This is a genomic window from Enhydrobacter aerosaccus (assembly GCF_900167455.1).
Classification (GTDB): domain Bacteria; phylum Pseudomonadota; class Alphaproteobacteria; order Reyranellales; family Reyranellaceae; genus Reyranella; species Reyranella aerosaccus.
Window position 1 is genome coordinate 24,766 of record NZ_FUWJ01000008.1, and the last position, 15,814, is coordinate 40,579.

Sequence of the window (15,814 nt, forward strand, 5' to 3'; positions counted from 1 at the left end):
GGGATCCGGGTCAGACGGGCAGGATCGAGGCGACGAGCATCTGCGTGTAGGCATGCTGCGGATCGTCGAGGACCTGATCGGTCAGGCCAGCTTCGACCACCTCACCCCGCTGCATGACCATGAGCCGGTGCGTCAGCAGCCGGGCGACGCCGAGATCGTGCGTCACCAGGATCGCCGAAAGATGGAAGCGATCGACCAGGCCGCGCAGCAGATCGAGCAGGCGCGCCTGTACCGAGACGTCGAGGCCGCCAGTGGGCTCGTCCATGAAGACCAGTCGCGGATTGCTCACGAGGTTTCGCGCGATCTGCAGGCGCTGGCGCATGCCGCCGGAATAGACGGTCGGCGAATCGTCGATGCGGGCAAGATCGATCTCGACCCGCTCCAGCCAATCGGAGGCCGTGCGGCGAATGTCGCCATAGTGACGGGCGCCGATCGCCATCAGGCGCTCGCCGATATTGGCGCCAGCACTCACGCCCATGCGCAGGCCTTCCCGCGCGTCCTGGTTGACGAAACCCCATTCGGTCCGGGCCAGCAGTCGCCGGCGGGCCTCGGTCAGATGATGGACATCGACGATACCCGCGGACTGGGTCTCGTACAGAACCGAGCCCTCTTCGGGCGTGAGCCGCCCGGCCAGGCAGTTGAGCAGGGTGCTCTTCCCGGAGCCCGACTCGCCGACGATGCCCAGCACTTCGCCCGGCCACAGATCGAAGCTGATCTCGTTGCAGGCGGTGCGGTCGCCAAAGCGCTTGGTCAGCCCCTGAACAGAGAGAAGCGGGCTGGTCATTTGCTGCGTATCTCCTGGCGTTCCGCTTCCTGCCGCTGGTTCTCCTGCCGCTCCTGGCAGTAGTCGGTGTCGGAGCAGATGAATTGCCGCGTTCCCTGGTCGTCGACGATCATTTCGTCGAGGAAGCTTTCGGTCGAGCCGCAGAAGTCACAGCTCTGCGGCCAGCGCTCGATCTCGAAGGGATGGTCCTCGAAGTCGAGGCTCTTCACCGGCGTGTAGGGCGGCACGGCGTAGATACGCTTCTCCCGGCCTGCGCCGTAGAGCTGCAGGGCCGGATTGCGGTCGAGCTTGGGGTTGTCGAACTTCGGGATCGGCGACGGGCTCATGATATAGCGCCCGTTGACCAGCACCGGATAGTTGTAGGCCTTGGAGATCCGGCCATGCCGCGCGATGCTCTCGTAGAGGCTGACCTGCATGACGCCGTATTCGCTGAGCGCGTGCAGCGTGCGCGTTTCGGTCTCGCGCGGTTCCAGCATGCGCAGGGGCTCGGGGATCGGAACCTGGAAGACCAGGATCTGTCCCTCCCGCAGCGGAGTCTCGGGCACGCGATGGCGGGTCTGGATGACGGTCGCGTCCTCGGTCCGCGTCGTCGTGGCGACATCGGCGACGCGGGCGAAGAAGCGCCGGATGGAAACGGCGTTCGTCGTATCGTCGGCGCCCTGGTCGATCACCTTCAGCGTGTCGTCGCGGCCGATGATGGAGGCGGTGATCTGGATGCCGCCGGTGCCCCAGCCATAGGGCAGGGGCATTTCGCGGCCGCCGAACGGGACCTGATAGCCCGGGACCGCGATCGCCTTGAGGATCGCGCGCCGGATCATGCGCTTGGTCTGTTCGTCGAGATAGGCGTAGTTGTAGGCGCTGCCAGCGTCCTGGTTCGTGTCGGGCATGAGACTACTCCGCCGCCTGGCCAAAGGCGGAAACCGGTGTGCTGCGGCGGCGCCGCGCTTCGACTTCCTCGCGCAGCGTCCGCACCACGACGAGCTCGGATTGGAAGTCGACGTAATGGGGCAGCTTGAGGTGCTGGACGAAGCCCGAGGCCTCGACGCTGTCGCTGTGCGCCAGGACGAACTCCTCGTCCTGGGCCGGCGAGGTCACGCCCTCCGACAGCTCGTCGGCGCGTAGCGCGCGATCGACCAGCGCCATCGACATGGCCTTGCGCTCCGAATGGCCGAAGGCGAGCCCGTAGCCACGCGTGAATTGCGGCGGCACGTCGTGCGAACCGGCGAACTGGTTGACCATGTCGCACTCGGTCACGTCGATCTCGGCGATCTCGATGGCGAAGCCGAGTTCCTCCGGCACGAAGCCAACCGGCACGCTGCCGTAGCGGACTTCGCCGACGAAGGGATGATTGTTGCCGTAGCCGCGTTGGGTCGAATAGCCGAGGGCGAGCAGGAAGCCCTCGTCGCCGCGCGCCAGGTTCTGCAGGCGCACGGCGCGCGCCGCGGGAAAGGTAAGCGGATCGCGGGTGATGTCCTGCGTCGGCGCCCCGGCATCCGCTGGCGGTGGCGGCTCGAGCATGCCTTCGCGTTCGAGGATGTCGCCGACCCGCGGCAGCTCCTGGGCTGTATCGACGGGCGCGGTCGGCGCCGTCGGCCGCTCGTCACCGGTCATCAGGGAGAAATCGAGCAGGCGATGCGTGTAGTCGAAGGTCGGTCCCAGCACCTGGCCGCCCGGCACGTCCTTGAAGGTCGAGGAGATGCGTCGGTCGGCGACCATGCGGCTGGTGTCGATGGGAAGGGAGTGACCGAAGCGAGGCAGGGTCGTGCGATAGGCGCGCAGCAGGAACACGGCCTCGAACAGATCGCCGCGCGCCTGCTTGATGGCCAGCGCCGCGAGTGTACGGTCGTAGCACGAGCCTTCGGTCATCACCCGATCGACGGCCAGCGACAGCTGCTGGTCGATCTGGTCGAGTGTCAGCTCGGGAAGGTCACGCGCTCCGCGTCGACGATCGGCCAGCAGATCGAGCGAATGGGCGATCGCTGTTTCTCCACCCTTGACGGCGACATACATGGTCAGCGCTCCACGACGATACTGCGGGGAAGAGCCAGGAGTTCCGATCCGGCGGTGAAGACGAGGTCGACACCGCAGGGAAACAGCGCGTGATTTGCGGCCCGCTCCTGGACGAAGTCGTCCGTCAGGCCGGGAATGGCCATCTGGGCCTGGCCGTCGATGCCGGGCCCGCGCAAGGTGAGGGACGGACCGCCGCGCAGCGACGGCACCTCGACCACGACCGTCGCCGAGCGATCCGGATAGGCGTCGTTGCCGATCGGAAAGCCGTCGAACAGCGGACAGCGTTCGGTCGATGCCAGGCCGAAGAGCGCATCGGCCTCGAATGCGACGAGAGCCGCGCCGGTGTGGAAGCGGACGAAATCGCGGACCGCTGGTGTATCGAAAGAGGGCGCCAGCCATAGCGGCGTATCGCGATCGATCAGCGTCAGGATGAAGGCGGTCGCTGCCTGGCTCATGGGCGCCACGGCTGCCGGCGCCTCAGGCAATGCAACGATGCGCCCGGGATGCGCGAAGGCATCGAGAATGGCGCGAAACAGGCGCTGGCTGTCGTGTGCCGGATCGGCGAGACCGGGAGCGAGGCCGTCGCTGGCTGTGATGCCGGTCATGCTCCGCCCTCTCGTGCCACCGTGAAGAAATCGACCTTGGTCGCCGCGGCCTTGGCGGCGCGCATCGTGCGGCGCGCGTCGGCTTCCTGTTCGAGGGGCGTCACGATCTGCTGCTCGATCGCGTCCTGCCATTCCGGGCGCTGGCCCAGGGCGTCGATGGTGGCGATCAGTTCGGCCTGGCGAGGATGGCGGCCGCCGACATAGCCAATGCCGACCTCGCCGCTGTCCAGCCGTATGGCGGCGCGCGTGACGGTCATCTCGCCGGCGGCAAACGGCGCGCCGCTGCCGGAGATGCGGCCCTGCACCATCACCAACCCGATCTCGGGCCGGCGCAGGAGTGTGTAGGACGGCGCCACGCCCAGCGTCTGCCAGAGCGTTTCGAGCCGCTCTGAAGGGGCTTTCGCCAAAACGGATAACCAGCGCTGGCGCTGAGGCGGCGCTACGGAATGAGAAGATGAGGGGGGCATGGCTGCGCTCTGTAAGGCGCGCACCATGCTAAGATCGGATTACCGATTCGCGCGATTTGCGTGAACTTATCGTGACGATCCGGAGTCGCTTTCCCCTGCCTTGCACGGGCGGAAAGACCCCTCTCCGGTGAAGGCCACCGGAGGCTCGATCAGGAGCAGGACGCGCTTATCAGGGCTTCCAGCGCAAGAAGTTGGCAAGCAGGCGCAGGCCCGTGGCCTGACTCTTCTCGGGATGGAACTGCGTGCCCGCGAGGTTGTCGCGTCCGATCACCGCCGTGATCGGGCCACCGTAATCGGTGATGGCCAGCAGCGTCTCCGGCCTTGCGACCTTGAAATGAAAGGAGTGCACGAAGTAGGCGTGATCGTGCTCGCCGATGCCTGCCAGCAGCGGATGCGGCTTGAGCTCGAGCAATTCGTTCCAGCCCATATGCGGAATCTTGAGATGGGCCTGGCCCGGCTCGATGCGCACGACGTCACCAGCGATCCAGTCGAGTCCGGCATGGACGCCGTATTCGACGCCACGCGTGGCCATCAACTGCATGCCGACGCAGATTCCCAGGAACGGCTTGCCGCGCTCGATCACCTCACGCTGCAGCGTGTCGACCATGCCCGGCACGCCGTAGAGGCCGGCCCGGCAGTCGGCGAAGGCGCCGACGCCCGGCAGGACGATGCGATCGGCTGCCGCGACCTCGCGCGGATTTGCCGTGACCAGCACACGGTCGTCCGCGCCCGATTCGCGCGCGGCGCGTTCCAGGGCCTTGGCGGCCGAGCGCAGGTTGCCCGACCCGTAATCGACAATGGCGACTGTCATGGGAGCGACCTACAGCACGCCCTTGGTGCTGGGCACCGCCGTCTGCTGCCGCGGATCGATCTCGATCGCCGCACGCAGCGCGCGCGCGATGCCCTTGAAGCAGCTCTCGACGATATGGTGATTGTTCTCGCCGTAATGGTTCCAGACATGCAGCGTCAGCCCGCCGAGCTGGGCGAAGGCCTGGAACCACTCCTTGAACAGCTCGGTGTCCATGGTGCCGAGCTTGGGCTTGGAGAAATTCACCTTCCAGATCAGGTACGGTCGATTGGAGACATCGAGCGCCACCTCGGTCAGCGTCTCGTCCATCGGGATGGTCGCACTGCCGTAACGGCGGATACCGGCGCGGTTGCCCAGCGCCCTGGCCAGACACTCGCCCAGCACGATGCCGCTATCCTCGGTCGTGTGATGGTAGTCGATATGGAGGTCGCCCTCGGCGCGCAGCGTGATGTCGATCAGGCTGTGGCGCGAGAGCTGCTCCAGCATGTGATCGAGGAAGCCGATACCGGTCTGGATATCGTACTTGCCGGTGCCGTCGAGATTGATGGCGGCGGCGATGCGCGTCTCCTTGGTCTGGCGCGAGACGAACGCCCGCCGCCCGCCGGTGCCGGGGGTGGCAAGGGCATCTGTCGCCAGGACCAGCTTGGGAGCGGCCTTTGAGGCGGCCTTCCGGGCCATTGCAAATCCTCTGACTTTTCGCCCCGTTCATACAGGAACGCGGGCGGCGCGGTCGAGTGCTACGCGCGTCAGGACCACGCCCAGCAGCACGACCAGGCCGCCCAGGACGCGGGCCGGGGTCAATGGATCGCCGAAGAAGGCGGCTGACAGGCCGACGCCGGCGACCGGGATCAGGTACATATAGAGCATGACCCGGCTCACCCCGAGCCGCTCCAGCCCCGCCGTCAGGCCGAGAAAGGCCACCCCCACGGGGAAGATCGCGGTGTAGAGCCAATAAAGCCACTGCCGGTCGGTCAGATGGCCGAACTCGCCCAGGGAATCGAAGACCAGCGACAACGGGGTCAGCAGGCCAGCCCCCAGCAATGTGGTCCAGGCCATCACCTTCAGGGTGCCGAGGCGCCGGTTGAAGGGCGCGCACCGCTCGACATAGAGCGCCCAGGCGAAGGCCGAGGCCATCCAGAGCAGGGCGCCGTCGAGGCTGGCGGCCGCCAAGGTGATGCGGGTCAGGCTGTTGTTCACTACCAGCACGACCCCTGCAAAAGCAATGACGATCCCGCTCCAGCCCAAGGCTGGCAGCCGCCGGCCGGCCAGGCGCGCCAGAATGGCGGAGAAGGCCGTGGTGGTAGTCATGACGATTGAGCCGAGGCTCGGCGCGCTGCGCGCCATGGCCAGCCCCCAGCAGGCCTGGAAGATGGCCACGCCCAGCACGGACAACAGCAGGATGGGCAGCCAGTCGCGTTGCGGCAGGCCGAGCGGCTGGCGTCGCATCAGCATCACCGCGAACAGGAACAGGCCGGCGATCAGGTAGCGCGAGCCGCTGTAGAGCAGCGGACTCATGGTCGCGAGCACGTCCTTGGCGAACGGATAGCTCGATCCCATCAGCAGCGCCGTCGCCAGCATGATCGCGTCGCCGGTCCAGCGGCGTGTGGCTTTCACCGCCCCCTCACCCGACCTCTTCCCCGAAGGGCGAGAGGAGGAGGAGGAAGGAGAAGGGACGCTTTTCAATTTCATGTTCCTCTCCTCCGGGAGGGTCGGGCTATCGCCTATGGCGATGTCTCTTCGTCACCCTGAGCGAAGCCGAGCTCCGCTCGCGGTGACGATAGAACTCCATAGGCGATTGTCCTGCCCGGGAGAGGTCAGGTGAGGAGGAGGTTATCACATCGCGTCACTGCGGCGCGGTCGAGGCCTTCTGCGCTCCCCAGAAGCCGAACAGGGCGCCGGCGACGCGGCGGATCTGGATCTCCTCCGAGCCCTCGGTGATGCGGTAGCGGCGATGGTGGCGATAGATGTGCTCGAACGGATAGTGCCGCGAGTAGCCGACGCCGCCATGGACCTGCATGGCGCGGTCGGCGGCGTCGCAGACCAGGCGGTTGGCGCGGTAGTTCGACATCGCCACCCATTCGCTGACCTGCATGTGATGCTGGCGGTCGAGGTGCCAGGCGGTCTTGCGCACCAGGCCGCGGGTCATCTCCGCCTCGGTATGCAGCTCGGCGAGTGGGAACTGGATCGCCTGGTTGGCCGCCAGCGGCTTGCCGAACACCTTGCGGTTGCGCGCATAGGCGACCGACATGTCGATGCAGTACTGCGCCGCGCCGAGGCTGGAGGCAGCCTGGCGGATGCGGTTCTCGTGCACGAAGGTCTGCGCCACGTCGAGCCCGCGGCCTTCCTCGCCCAGCATGGTCGAGGTCGGCACCTTGACGTCAGTGAGCGAGACCTCGGCATGGTCCGACGGCATGTTGAAGGTCCACCACATGTACTCGACCTTGAAGCCCGGCGTCTTCACCGGCACCAGGAAAGCCGAGATGCCGCGCGCGTCGCCGGCCTTGCCCGAGGTGCGGGCGAAGACGAGATCGACCGTTGCCGTATGCATGCCGGTGTTGAAGCGCTTCATGCCGTTCAGCACCCAATCGCCGCCCTGGCGCACGGCGGTCGTCTCCATGAAGGTGGCGTCCGAGCCGTGGTCCGGTTCGGTGAGGCCGAAGGCGATGCGTTCGTGGCCCGTGAACATGCCTTCGAGGTAGCGTTCCTTCTGCTCTTGCGTGCCGAAGCGGTGCAGCAGCAGCGCGACCGGGAAGTTGCCGACGATCGAGCTCTCGTTCTGCAGGTCGTTGTGCAGCCCCAGTCCCTTGTGCGCCAGATGCTCGCGGATGATCGCCATGGCGAGGTTGGAGCCTTCCTTGCCGCCCAGTTCCTTCGGCAGGGCGAAGCGCAGATGGCCGGCCTTGTCGGCGCGGCGCCGCATCTCGGCCAGCAGCTCCTCCCATTCGTGCCGCGGCTGGCCGTCATTGTCCCAGTCGGTGCGGGCGTGCTCGCGGCGATGGTCGAAGAAGCGGATATTGTCGTTCTCGCGTTCGAGCGGCCGGATCTCGCGCTCGATGAAGGCATCGAGCTCGCGCAGATAGGCCGCGATATCGGCGGGAATGTCGAAATCCATGACGTGCCTCTTCGCTGGAGCGCGGCACTCCAGTGCCGCTCTTCTTTCATTGTTCGACGACGACAAGAGCGCCCCTGGAGCGGCGCGCTCCAGCAAGACTACGCTGCCGGCAGGTCGACCCGGAAGCGGCTGCCGCCGCCCTCTGCCGCCAAGCAAACGGCATCGCCGCCATGGCGCCTGGCGATTTCGCGCACCAACGCAAGGCCGAGGCCGCTGCCGCGGCCGCTCTCGCGACTGTCCTTCAGGCGATAGAAGGGCTCGAAGATGCGTTCGCGCTCCTCGGACGGCACGCCGGGCCCATGATCGCGCACCTCCAGCACCGCCTTGTCGCCTTCGACGGTCGCCGTGATCTCGATCGGTCCCGTGCCGCCATAGCGCTGCGCATTCTCGAGCAGGTTACGGATCAGCCGACGCAACAGCAGCCGGTCGCCGAGAACCGTCACGGGCACGCCGTCGGCCTCGATGTCGTAATGCGCCGCTTCCTCGGCGGCCAGCGCCAGCAGATCGATCGGATCGCGGCGCTCGAGTCCCGGTACCGCGTCGAGCCGGCTGGTCAGCAGGATCTCGTCGATCAGCTGGTCGAGCTCGGCGATGTCGCGCTTCAGCGACTCGCGACGCTCCGGATCGGTCTGGTCGCTCATCAACGAAACGGCCAGCCCGATGCGCGCCAGCGGCGTGCGCAGCTCGTGGCTGCAGTTGGCGAGCAGCAGCCGGTGCGCCGCCACCAGCTCCTCGATGCGCGCGGCGCTGCGGTTGAAGCTCTCGGCCAGCGCCGCGATCTCGTCGTGTCCCTCGACCTTCACGCGCGCGGCCAGATCGCCGGTGCCGAGCTGTTCGACGCCGGTCTTGAGCCGTTCGATTCGGCGGCTGAGGCCACGCACCACGGGATAGGCGCCGACGGCGATGGCGGCGGCGACGATGGCGAGGAAGGCCGCGATCCAGACGGTCGGATTGGGCCGCTCGCGCACCTGCCGCGCCACCAGCCAGCGCCCGTCGGGAAGCTGCAGTGTGAAGCTCGGCCCCTCGCGGCCGCGTCGCCATCCCGGCCGGGCGCGCGCCGGATCGAAGCGCGGCGGCGGCCGTCCCGCGGCGGCCAGCACGGCGCCGTCCGGGCCATAGAGCGCGATGTCGAAATGCAGCTTGCGATGCAGTTTCTCCAGCGCGCGTTGGTCGTCGGCCGGCGGCGCATCCGCATCCGGCAGCAGCGCGCCGGTCAACTCGGCAGCCACGTCGAGATATTGCGGCGTGCGCGCCTCCTCGTCGGCCACGCGCCACAGCAGGGCGGCGACGCCGACGAACACCGCCAGCGCCAGCACGATGGTCAGATAGAACTTGAGATAAAGCCGCTGCATCGCCGTCGTCGCCCCCTCACCCGTCCTCTCCCCCTCGCGGGGGAGAGGTGCACAAGGGGCTGTTCCCTCGAATGTCAGGCTCCTCTCCCCCCTTTGGGGGGAGAGGTTGGGTGAGGGGGACCGAGAGAGCGCGTGCGATTTCGGCGGCGATGCCCTCGCGGCCCGCCATCACCTCGGTGGCCCAGAAGCGCAGCACACGCCAGCCGTCGCGTTCCATCGCCGCCGTTCGCCGTGCGTCGGCCTCGACCTGGAACGCATGCTGCTCGCCGTCGATTTCGACCACGAGCCGGCGCTCGAGGCAGGCGAAGTCGGCGAAGAATGAGCCAATCGGATGCTGGCGCCGGAACTTGGCGCCGAGTCGGCGGTCGCGCAGCAGCTCCCAGCAGATCCGCTCGGCCCGGCTGCCGTCGCGGCGCAGCGAGCGGGCGCGTGTGATGGCGTCTTCCTCCGCCGCCCCCTCACCCGTCCTCTCCCCCTCACGGGGGAGAGGTGCTTGAACTCGAAGAGACGCATCATTCGGGCTCCTCTCCCCCTTGGGGGAGAGGCGGGGGGAGGGGGGGATGGGGCGCGCCATCAGCGGTCCTGGTCGCGGGCGAAGACGTAGCCGCTGCCGCGCAGGGTCAGGATGCGGCGCGGCTTCTTGGGGTCATCCTCGATGGCGGCGCGGATGCGCGAGATATGGACATCGACCGAGCGGTCGAAGGCTTCGAGCTTCTCGCCCTTCATCAGGTCCATCAGCGCGTCGCGCGACAGCACGCGGCCGGCGCGCTCGGCCAGGGCCAGCAGCAGCGCGAACTGATAGGAGGTGAGCGGCCGTTCCTCGCCGTCGACGCGCACGACGCGGGCGCCGCGATCGATCTCCAGGCGGCCGAACCGCAGCACGTCGGTGTTCGCCGCCGCGCTGCCGCCCTTACGGCGCAGGATGGCGCGCAACCGCGCCTGCAACTCGCGTGGCTCGAACGGCTTGGCGAGATAATCGTCGGCACCGATCTCCAGCCCGACCACCCGGTCCATCGGCTCGCCGCGGGCTGTCAGCATCAGGATCGGCACGTCGCTGCCGGCACGCAGCTTGCGGCAGAGATCGAGTCCATCGGCATCGGGCAGCATCAGGTCGAGGATCACCGCGTCGAACGCCTCGCGCTTCAGCAGCGCCTCGCCCTCGCGCGCGGTGCCGGCGAGGGTCAGGCGAAAGCCCGCCCCGCCGAGATAGTCGGACACCATCCCGGCGAGGCGGTCGTCGTCATCGATCATCAGGATGCGCTCGGCCATGAGCCCAGTATCGGGCCGGCGCCATCCCGCTGTCACTGGTGCCGCGGATGATGGCGATCGTGGCTGTCCCAGTTCTTGAAGAAGGCCTGGCGCTGCTGCGCCGTCAGCACGTTGCCGGCGTCGGTCAGGGCCTTGGTGAACAGCCTGGACGAGGCGTCCGCGATCTTCATCTGGTCGGTGCGCAGCGATTCGATCTTGGCCGGATCGATCGTCGGCGCCTGCAGCGCATCCTGCATCGCCTTGCGGTTCTCGATGCGCTGGTCGCGCAGCGGCTTCATGTCCTTGAAGGTCTGGCCGAGGATGTCGGCGATCTTCTTCTTCTGCTCCGCCGTGGCGTCGGTGCCGTCGAGCGCCCGGTCGACACGCTTCTCGACGCGCTGCTGGAACTGTGCCGGATCGAAGGACTGTCCGTCGGGCTTGGCATAGGCCATGCCGCCGGCCGTCAAGGCCAGGCTGCCGGCCAGCAGGGTCGCGAACGCGGTCTTCAGGGTGAGGGTCGTCATTGTCATCTCCATAGGGTCAATATCCCCGTGACCGCGATATGGAGGGCGCCGGTTTCGCGCCCGTCTCGCCTATGTAAAGTTATGTAAAGATGTCCCTGCCCCAAACAGCCATCCTCCAGGCGGCCATCCTCCAGACCGAGCGCCTGACGCTGCGCCCGCTCCTGCCGGGCGATGCCGAGGCCTATGCCGCCATGCGCTACCATCCCGAGGTCGCGCGATGGCTGCTGCCGGCCGCCGGCGATCCGCTCGAGGCCTCGCGCGCCGCGATCGCGCGCTATGCCGCGTCGTGGCGCGAGCGTGGCTACGCGCCATGGGGCGTGTTCCGGGACGGCCGGCTGATCGGCCATGCCGGCCTCAACTTCGTGGCAGAGTTCGGCGAGACGGAAGTGCTGTGGTCGCTGCATCCCGACGCCTGGGGCCATGGCTTCGCTACCGAGGCGGCCCGTGCGGCGCTGGCCTTCGGGTTCGATACGCTCGGCCTGTCGCTGATCTTCGCCATGACCAAGCCGGACAATCTTGCCTCGCAGGCGGTGATGAAGCGGCTCGGCCTCAGCTACCGCAAGGACGTGGTCTATCGCGGGATCGAGGCGGTGTGGTTCGAGATCGCCCGGGAGACGTTCGAGGCAGCGAAGGCCGGCGCGAAACCTACCACACCCACTTGAAGCCGGCCGTTCCGCCGATGCTCTGGCCGCGGTTCGACAGTTCGGCGGCGGCGTTGGCGAAGAGCGACATGTGATCGTTCAGGGTATAGCGGGCGCCGAGATCGATCCGAGCCGCGTTGCTGGCCGCCGTGGCGCCGTCGACGGTGAACAGACTGCCCGACAGGCTGGTGAAGCCGGCCGTAACGGGGCGGCCGGTCATGAATTCGTGTTCCCAGGCCAGCCGCAGCCACGCCGCCAGCGGCCGCGAATCGACATCCGTGCGGACATTGAGCTGGGCGCCGAGGAAGCTGGGCAGGGAGGTGGTGGACTGCGCCTGATAGGACAGTCCGAACACGCCCGGTGTGCCGTTCGCGGTCGTGCTGGTTTCGGTCATGCCCGGTTGCCAGAACTGCGCCGGTTGCAGGGCGGCGAAGGGCGCGATGGTGGTCGATCCGATCGCGAAGGCGCGCCCGATCTCGAGGCGGCCGCCGAGCAGGCTGGAGGTCGAGAGCGAGCGCTCCGTCTCGGTCGTGCCGATGCCGGCGATCTGTCGCGTCATGCTGCCGTTGAAGAGGCTGTAGACCACCGAGCCGTTTATGTAGAAGGCGTTCCAGTCCTGCAGCGCATAGGCGCCGAAATGCACGCCGGTCGCCTGGCCGCTCGCACCGTTGCCGGGCATCGAATAGCCGATGGAACTGCCGCCCACGGCGAAGCCGACCAGCGTGTCCGGCCCGACGCGATAATCACCCCCGACCGCGCCGCCGCCGACGCTCTGCTGCGACGCCACCGCGCCGGTCCCGCCGTTGGCATTGAGCCAGGCAGCGCCGCCGAAGCCGGCCGTCCACGCGCTCCAGCCCGGTGGCACGTCGCAGGCCTGCGCCTCGTCGGCACGGTCGAGGCAGGCGAGTTCCTCGTTGCGCCGCGTGATGGCCCGGTCCGCCATCAGGGAGGCGAACTGATTGCCGGCGAGGAAAGCCGTGGACTGCGTCACGCTCGCGCTGTCGCCCGACAGCATTTCCAGGGAGCTTGGCAACTGGCCGGCCGACAGGCCGTACAGCGCCGGCATGTTGCCGAGGCCGGGTCCGGCGTTGAAGGCGGTGTCGAAGGCGCGCGCGACCGCGGACTGGTTGCTTGCGAGGCCGGGCGTCGACGCCATGGCCGATTGCAGGTTGAGCGAAACGCTGGTCGGGCTGTAGCCCAGGCTGGCGTTGAGAAAGCCTGGTAGACCGCTGGCGGTGAGGGAGCTGAAGCTGCCGTTCACGGTGGCGGCCGACAGGATCGTGTAGCTGCGCTGGAAGCTGCTGGTGGCAAAGCTCGCCTGCACCGCGCCGCCGGCAAGCGTTGCAGTCTGGGAGACATTGGTGCGGTCGGCGGTGCTGCCGACCTGGACCTGGTAGGTGCTGCCGGGATTGAAGGTCAGGTTGCCCATGACACTGAGCAATCCCACCGAATTGCCCGGCGCCAGCGTGCCGTTCACCACGGTCGAGGGCACGAAGCCGTTGCCGCCCAGCGTGCCGTTGACGCCGACCGTGACGCCGCTCGAACTGGTGATGTTGCCGTTCACCGACAGGGTGCCGTTGGTGACGGTCGTGGCGCCCGTGTAGCCGGACGTGCCGTCGATGGTGAGGGTGCCGGTGCCGACCTTGGTCAGGCCGCGCCCGGCCGCGGCGCCCGTGCCGGCGGTGAGCTGCGCGTCGGTCGGCGTCGAGTTGTTGTTGGCGGCGCCGAAGATCAGCGTCGTTGCCGAGCTGAAATAGGTCGTGACGTCGTAGAGCAGCCAGGCGCCGCGACCGAACGAACTGACCGCCAGCACGTCGGCCGTCGGATTGTAGGCGAGCTGGTACACCATGGTGTTGGGCAGGTTGGCGCCGAAGATGCGGAACGGCGACAACGTCCCCACGGCACTGCTGTCGGCCACCGCCAGCGGACTTTGCAGTGGTCCCACGATGCTGCTCAGCCCGCCGACCAGCAGCGCATTGACGCCGTTGTTGGAGATGAACTCGACGGCGCCCGGCTGGATGATGTTGACGCCGCTGAGATCGAGCGCTGTGAAGCTGCCGCCCGCCGTGGCGGCGGAGCCGGACCACAGCTTTGTGCCGTCGGCGACGTAGAACTGCGTGTCCGACCGATAGTCGAACACCAGCGATTGCGGTGCCGCGCCGCTGTAGTTGGATAGGTTGGTCAGGTTGCTGGAGGCGGACGCCGTGTAATAGAGGCCCTGCGTCGAATAGTTGGCTCCGACCAGCAGGGCATTGACGTTCGTTCCGGTGCCGTAGGCGATCGCCGTGACGCCCTGGCCGCTGTTGCCGAGATAGGAGCTGCGCGGCGTCAGGTCGAGGGTGTCGCTCTGCGCGCCGGTATCGACCGTCGTGTAGAGATAGTTGGTGCCGAAGGCGATCTTGCTCGGGTCGTTGCGGTTGAGGGCCATGAGGCTGGTGAACGGTACGTTGTCGTCGGCCTTGAAGTTCAGGCTGTTGAATTCCTGCTGGGCGACCTGTGTTCCGGCCGCGTTGTAGGTCCAGCGGGTCAGGCCGGAGAGGTTGTAGAAGCTGGTGTAGACGGCGCTCAGGCCCTCGGCGGCGCGGGTGCGGTCGTTGACCACGGCAACGATGCCGTCGGCCGGCCCGAGCGCGGTATAGGTCTGGCCGCCGGGCTGCTGCTGGTAGGCCGAGCCCGTATCCTGGGCGGAGATCACCAGCCGCTTGCCGATCGCATCATAGGCCACGGCATAGCCCTCGCGCACCGACAGGCTGGCCACGTTCATGCCGGTCCAGGTGCCGTTGGTCGATTGCGGATTGGTCCTGAGATAGATGCCGCCATCCTCGGTCAGGATCAGGTTGCCGGCGGCATCGAAGGCGAAGGCGCGCGAATCGGCATGCGGCGCCGAGTTGTTCGACGTGCCGCTCAGCGTCAGGGTCTCCACCGTCGAGGAGCCGTTCGGATTCAGCACCACGCGGAAGGCGGGCACCGTGTAGGGCTGGGGGTTCGAGGCGTCGCCGGCCACGTAGACGATGCTGGAATTCTTGGGATCGATCGCCAACGTCAGGTTGGTCAGTGCCTGCGCTCCGGTATTCACGTCGGATGGCGTCGTCAGCGGCGTCCAGTGCGCGCCGCCGTCCTGCGTCAGGTAGAGGCTGACCAGCTTGGCGCTGCTCGAACTGAGCGAAGCCGAGGTGTACTGGTAGATTCCGGCGACCACCGAGCCGTTCGGTCCCGCCGCCAGCCGCGCCGACTGGTTGAGCCCGATCGGCACCTGACTCGGCGAGATCTGCGTCCAGGTCGAGCCGTCGCTGCTACCCTTGTAGATGCCGCGCGTCGCCGCATCGGACGAGTTCACGACGGCATAGAGCGGCGCATTGGCGTCGTTGGCGCTCACCAGCGAGGCGACCGCGCCGGCCGGGATGCCCGCCACCGCCGAGAAGGTGCTTCCGCCATTGGTGCTGATGTAGAGCCCGCCGCCGCCGGTCTTGGGGTTGAGCGGCTCGGACTCCGCCGCCACGATCGTGCTGCCGCGCGCCACCACGCCGATCACGCTCTTGTCGAGCGTGCCGGACCCCAGCACCGACCACGACGTGCCACCATTGGCGCTGTAGAGGATGCCGATCTTCTGCCCGCCCATGTTGCTGTTCGACGTGGCGCCGGTGCCGGCATAGATCTTCTGGCCGGTGGTGTCGGTGGGATCCATCGCCAGCGTCGCGATCGACAGCGACAGCTGCTTGTCCGTCAGCGGCGTCCAGCTCGCGCCGCCGTTCTGGGTCTTCCAGACGCCGCCATTGACGGCGCCGATATACATCGTGCCGGCATTGACGGAATCGACGGCGATCGCCTGGATCGCGCCCGCCACGGTTCCCGTGCTCGTCCTGGGATCGCCGGTCGGCGCCAGGTCCTCGCTCTGCACCGTCAGCGACGGCCCGACGCTCGGCGCCGGTCCTTGCGATACGAAATTCTGGCCCAGGGCCACGCCACTGCTGCCGGCGACGAGCGCGGCAGCCACTCCCCAACGAACGACAGGCGTCACGAACTCTCCCCCAAAGAGGTCCCATGGCTCTTGTTCAGTCGCCTCTTACTGTACCATGAACCTGCGCAGGCGCCGCAACGTCCGAGCATGACGTTCCGAGCCGTGATGGCGCGAACGGGCTCGGTGATGTTCCAGGCGCTGCCAGCTCCTGCCTGCGGCATCGACACCCCCGCATGTCTGAATTTCCAACCTGATCTTCTCGCACACTCCGTTTATATATTGCTCGCACGCGTTTGAGGGCTTTG

The 15,814-nt window shown here is 67.5% G+C and carries 15 protein-coding genes; 1 reads left to right on the forward strand and 14 read right to left on the reverse strand.

All coding sequences use genetic code 11. The annotated features are described in order from the left end of the window. Window positions 1–10: 10 nt before the first annotated feature. The 13 genes from phnK to B5D62_RS23020 form a co-directional block, all read right to left on the reverse strand. Window positions 11–784: a phosphonate C-P lyase system protein PhnK gene (gene phnK, locus B5D62_RS22960; protein WP_085936300.1), complete on the reverse strand. Its 774-nt coding sequence runs from the start codon at window positions 782–784 to the stop codon at window positions 11–13. Next, window positions 781–1,671 (reverse strand): alpha-D-ribose 1-methylphosphonate 5-phosphate C-P-lyase PhnJ, encoded by an 891-nt coding sequence (locus tag B5D62_RS22965; RefSeq protein ID WP_085936302.1) that lies wholly within the window; start codon window positions 1,669–1,671, stop codon window positions 781–783. Before B5D62_RS22965 ends, phnK begins: the two co-directional genes overlap by 4 nt. A gap of 4 nt (window positions 1,672–1,675) precedes the next feature. Then, the gene (locus B5D62_RS22970; protein WP_085936304.1) at window positions 1,676–2,794 is read right to left on the reverse strand and encodes a carbon-phosphorus lyase complex subunit; all 1,119 of its coding nucleotides are present in this window, start codon (window positions 2,792–2,794) and stop codon (window positions 1,676–1,678) included. A gap of 2 nt (window positions 2,795–2,796) precedes the next feature. After that, window positions 2,797–3,399, reverse strand: coding sequence for a phosphonate C-P lyase system protein PhnH (gene phnH, locus B5D62_RS22975; protein WP_085936306.1), 603 nt, complete (start codon window positions 3,397–3,399; stop codon window positions 2,797–2,799). After that, window positions 3,396–3,893, reverse strand: a complete 498-nt coding sequence (phnG, locus tag B5D62_RS22980; RefSeq protein WP_419188809.1) for a phosphonate C-P lyase system protein PhnG — start codon at window positions 3,891–3,893, stop codon at window positions 3,396–3,398. The genes phnH and phnG overlap by 4 nt, the downstream gene beginning before the upstream one ends. 142 nt (window positions 3,894–4,035) lie before the next feature. Beyond that, window positions 4,036–4,677 (reverse strand): imidazole glycerol phosphate synthase subunit HisH, encoded by a 642-nt coding sequence (gene hisH, locus B5D62_RS22985; RefSeq protein WP_085936308.1) that lies wholly within the window; start codon window positions 4,675–4,677, stop codon window positions 4,036–4,038. Window positions 4,678–4,686: 9 nt separating this feature from the next. After that, on the reverse strand, window positions 4,687–5,352 hold the full coding sequence (gene hisB / locus B5D62_RS22990) for an imidazoleglycerol-phosphate dehydratase HisB (RefSeq protein WP_085936309.1): 666 nt from the start codon (window positions 5,350–5,352) through the stop codon (window positions 4,687–4,689). 27 nt (window positions 5,353–5,379) lie between these two features. Continuing rightward, a complete protein-coding gene (locus tag B5D62_RS22995) occupies window positions 5,380–6,288 on the reverse strand; it encodes a DMT family transporter (RefSeq protein WP_170921080.1) in 909 nt (302 codons plus the stop codon). A 229-nt stretch (window positions 6,289–6,517) separates the two neighbouring features. After that, entirely contained in the window at window positions 6,518–7,786 is a 1,269-nt protein-coding gene (locus tag B5D62_RS23000) for an acyl-CoA dehydrogenase family protein (protein WP_085936313.1), read from the reverse strand. Between the two features lie 98 nt (window positions 7,787–7,884). Next, on the reverse strand, window positions 7,885–9,138 hold the full coding sequence (locus B5D62_RS23005) for a sensor histidine kinase (RefSeq protein WP_085936315.1): 1,254 nt from the start codon (window positions 9,136–9,138) through the stop codon (window positions 7,885–7,887). Window positions 9,139–9,154: 16 nt separating this feature from the next. Next, the gene (locus B5D62_RS23010) at window positions 9,155–9,712 is read right to left on the reverse strand and encodes an endonuclease domain-containing protein (protein WP_085936317.1); all 558 of its coding nucleotides are present in this window, start codon (window positions 9,710–9,712) and stop codon (window positions 9,155–9,157) included. Further along, window positions 9,712–10,407, reverse strand: a complete 696-nt coding sequence (locus B5D62_RS23015) for a response regulator (protein ID WP_139374037.1) — start codon at window positions 10,405–10,407, stop codon at window positions 9,712–9,714. Before B5D62_RS23015 ends, B5D62_RS23010 begins: the two co-directional genes overlap by 1 nt. Window positions 10,408–10,439: 32 nt before the next feature. Further along, complete coding sequence (locus tag B5D62_RS23020) at window positions 10,440–10,910, reverse strand: Spy/CpxP family protein refolding chaperone (RefSeq protein ID WP_170921081.1); 471 nt, start codon at window positions 10,908–10,910, stop codon at window positions 10,440–10,442. A gap of 89 nt (window positions 10,911–10,999) precedes the next feature. Between B5D62_RS23020 and B5D62_RS23025 the strand changes: the two genes are divergently transcribed. Beyond that, window positions 11,000–11,572 (forward strand): GNAT family N-acetyltransferase, encoded by a 573-nt coding sequence (locus tag B5D62_RS23025; RefSeq protein ID WP_085936321.1) that lies wholly within the window; start codon window positions 11,000–11,002, stop codon window positions 11,570–11,572. On the opposite strand, the gene B5D62_RS23030 is transcribed toward B5D62_RS23025, so the two are convergent. Then, a complete protein-coding gene (locus tag B5D62_RS23030; RefSeq protein WP_139374038.1) occupies window positions 11,556–15,569 on the reverse strand; it encodes an autotransporter domain-containing protein in 4,014 nt (1,337 codons plus the stop codon). The genes B5D62_RS23025 and B5D62_RS23030 overlap by 17 nt on opposite strands. Window positions 15,570–15,814: the final 245 nt, after the last annotated feature.

Bases quoted from the DNA above. Each gene is read 5' to 3' on its own strand.
- phnK (WP_085936300.1), bottom strand. From the start codon at position 784: ATGACCAGCCCGCTTCTCTCTGTTCAGGGGCTGACCAAGCGCTTTGGC.
- B5D62_RS22965 (WP_085936302.1), bottom strand. From the start codon at position 1,671: ATGCCCGACACGAACCAGGACGCTGGCAGCGCCTACAACTACGCCTAT.
- B5D62_RS22970 (WP_085936304.1), bottom strand. From the start codon at position 2,794: ATGTATGTCGCCGTCAAGGGTGGAGAAACAGCGATCGCCCATTCGCTC.
- phnH (WP_085936306.1), bottom strand. From the start codon at position 3,399: ATGACCGGCATCACAGCCAGCGACGGCCTCGCTCCCGGTCTCGCCGAT.
- phnG (WP_419188809.1), bottom strand. From the start codon at position 3,893: ATGGTGCGCGCCTTACAGAGCGCAGCCATGCCCCCCTCATCTTCTCAT.
- hisH (WP_085936308.1), bottom strand. From the start codon at position 4,677: ATGACAGTCGCCATTGTCGATTACGGGTCGGGCAACCTGCGCTCGGCC.
- hisB (WP_085936309.1), bottom strand. From the start codon at position 5,352: ATGGCCCGGAAGGCCGCCTCAAAGGCCGCTCCCAAGCTGGTCCTGGCG.
- B5D62_RS23000 (WP_085936313.1), bottom strand. From the start codon at position 7,786: ATGGATTTCGACATTCCCGCCGATATCGCGGCCTATCTGCGCGAGCTC.
- B5D62_RS23005 (WP_085936315.1), bottom strand. From the start codon at position 9,138: ATGCAGCGGCTTTATCTCAAGTTCTATCTGACCATCGTGCTGGCGCTG.
- B5D62_RS23010 (WP_085936317.1), bottom strand. From the start codon at position 9,712: ATGGCGCGCCCCATCCCCCCCTCCCCCCGCCTCTCCCCCAAGGGGGAG.
- B5D62_RS23015 (WP_139374037.1), bottom strand. From the start codon at position 10,407: ATGGCCGAGCGCATCCTGATGATCGATGACGACGACCGCCTCGCCGGG.
- B5D62_RS23020 (WP_170921081.1), bottom strand. From the start codon at position 10,910: ATGACGACCCTCACCCTGAAGACCGCGTTCGCGACCCTGCTGGCCGGC.
- B5D62_RS23025 (WP_085936321.1), top strand. From the start codon at position 11,000: ATGTCCCTGCCCCAAACAGCCATCCTCCAGGCGGCCATCCTCCAGACC.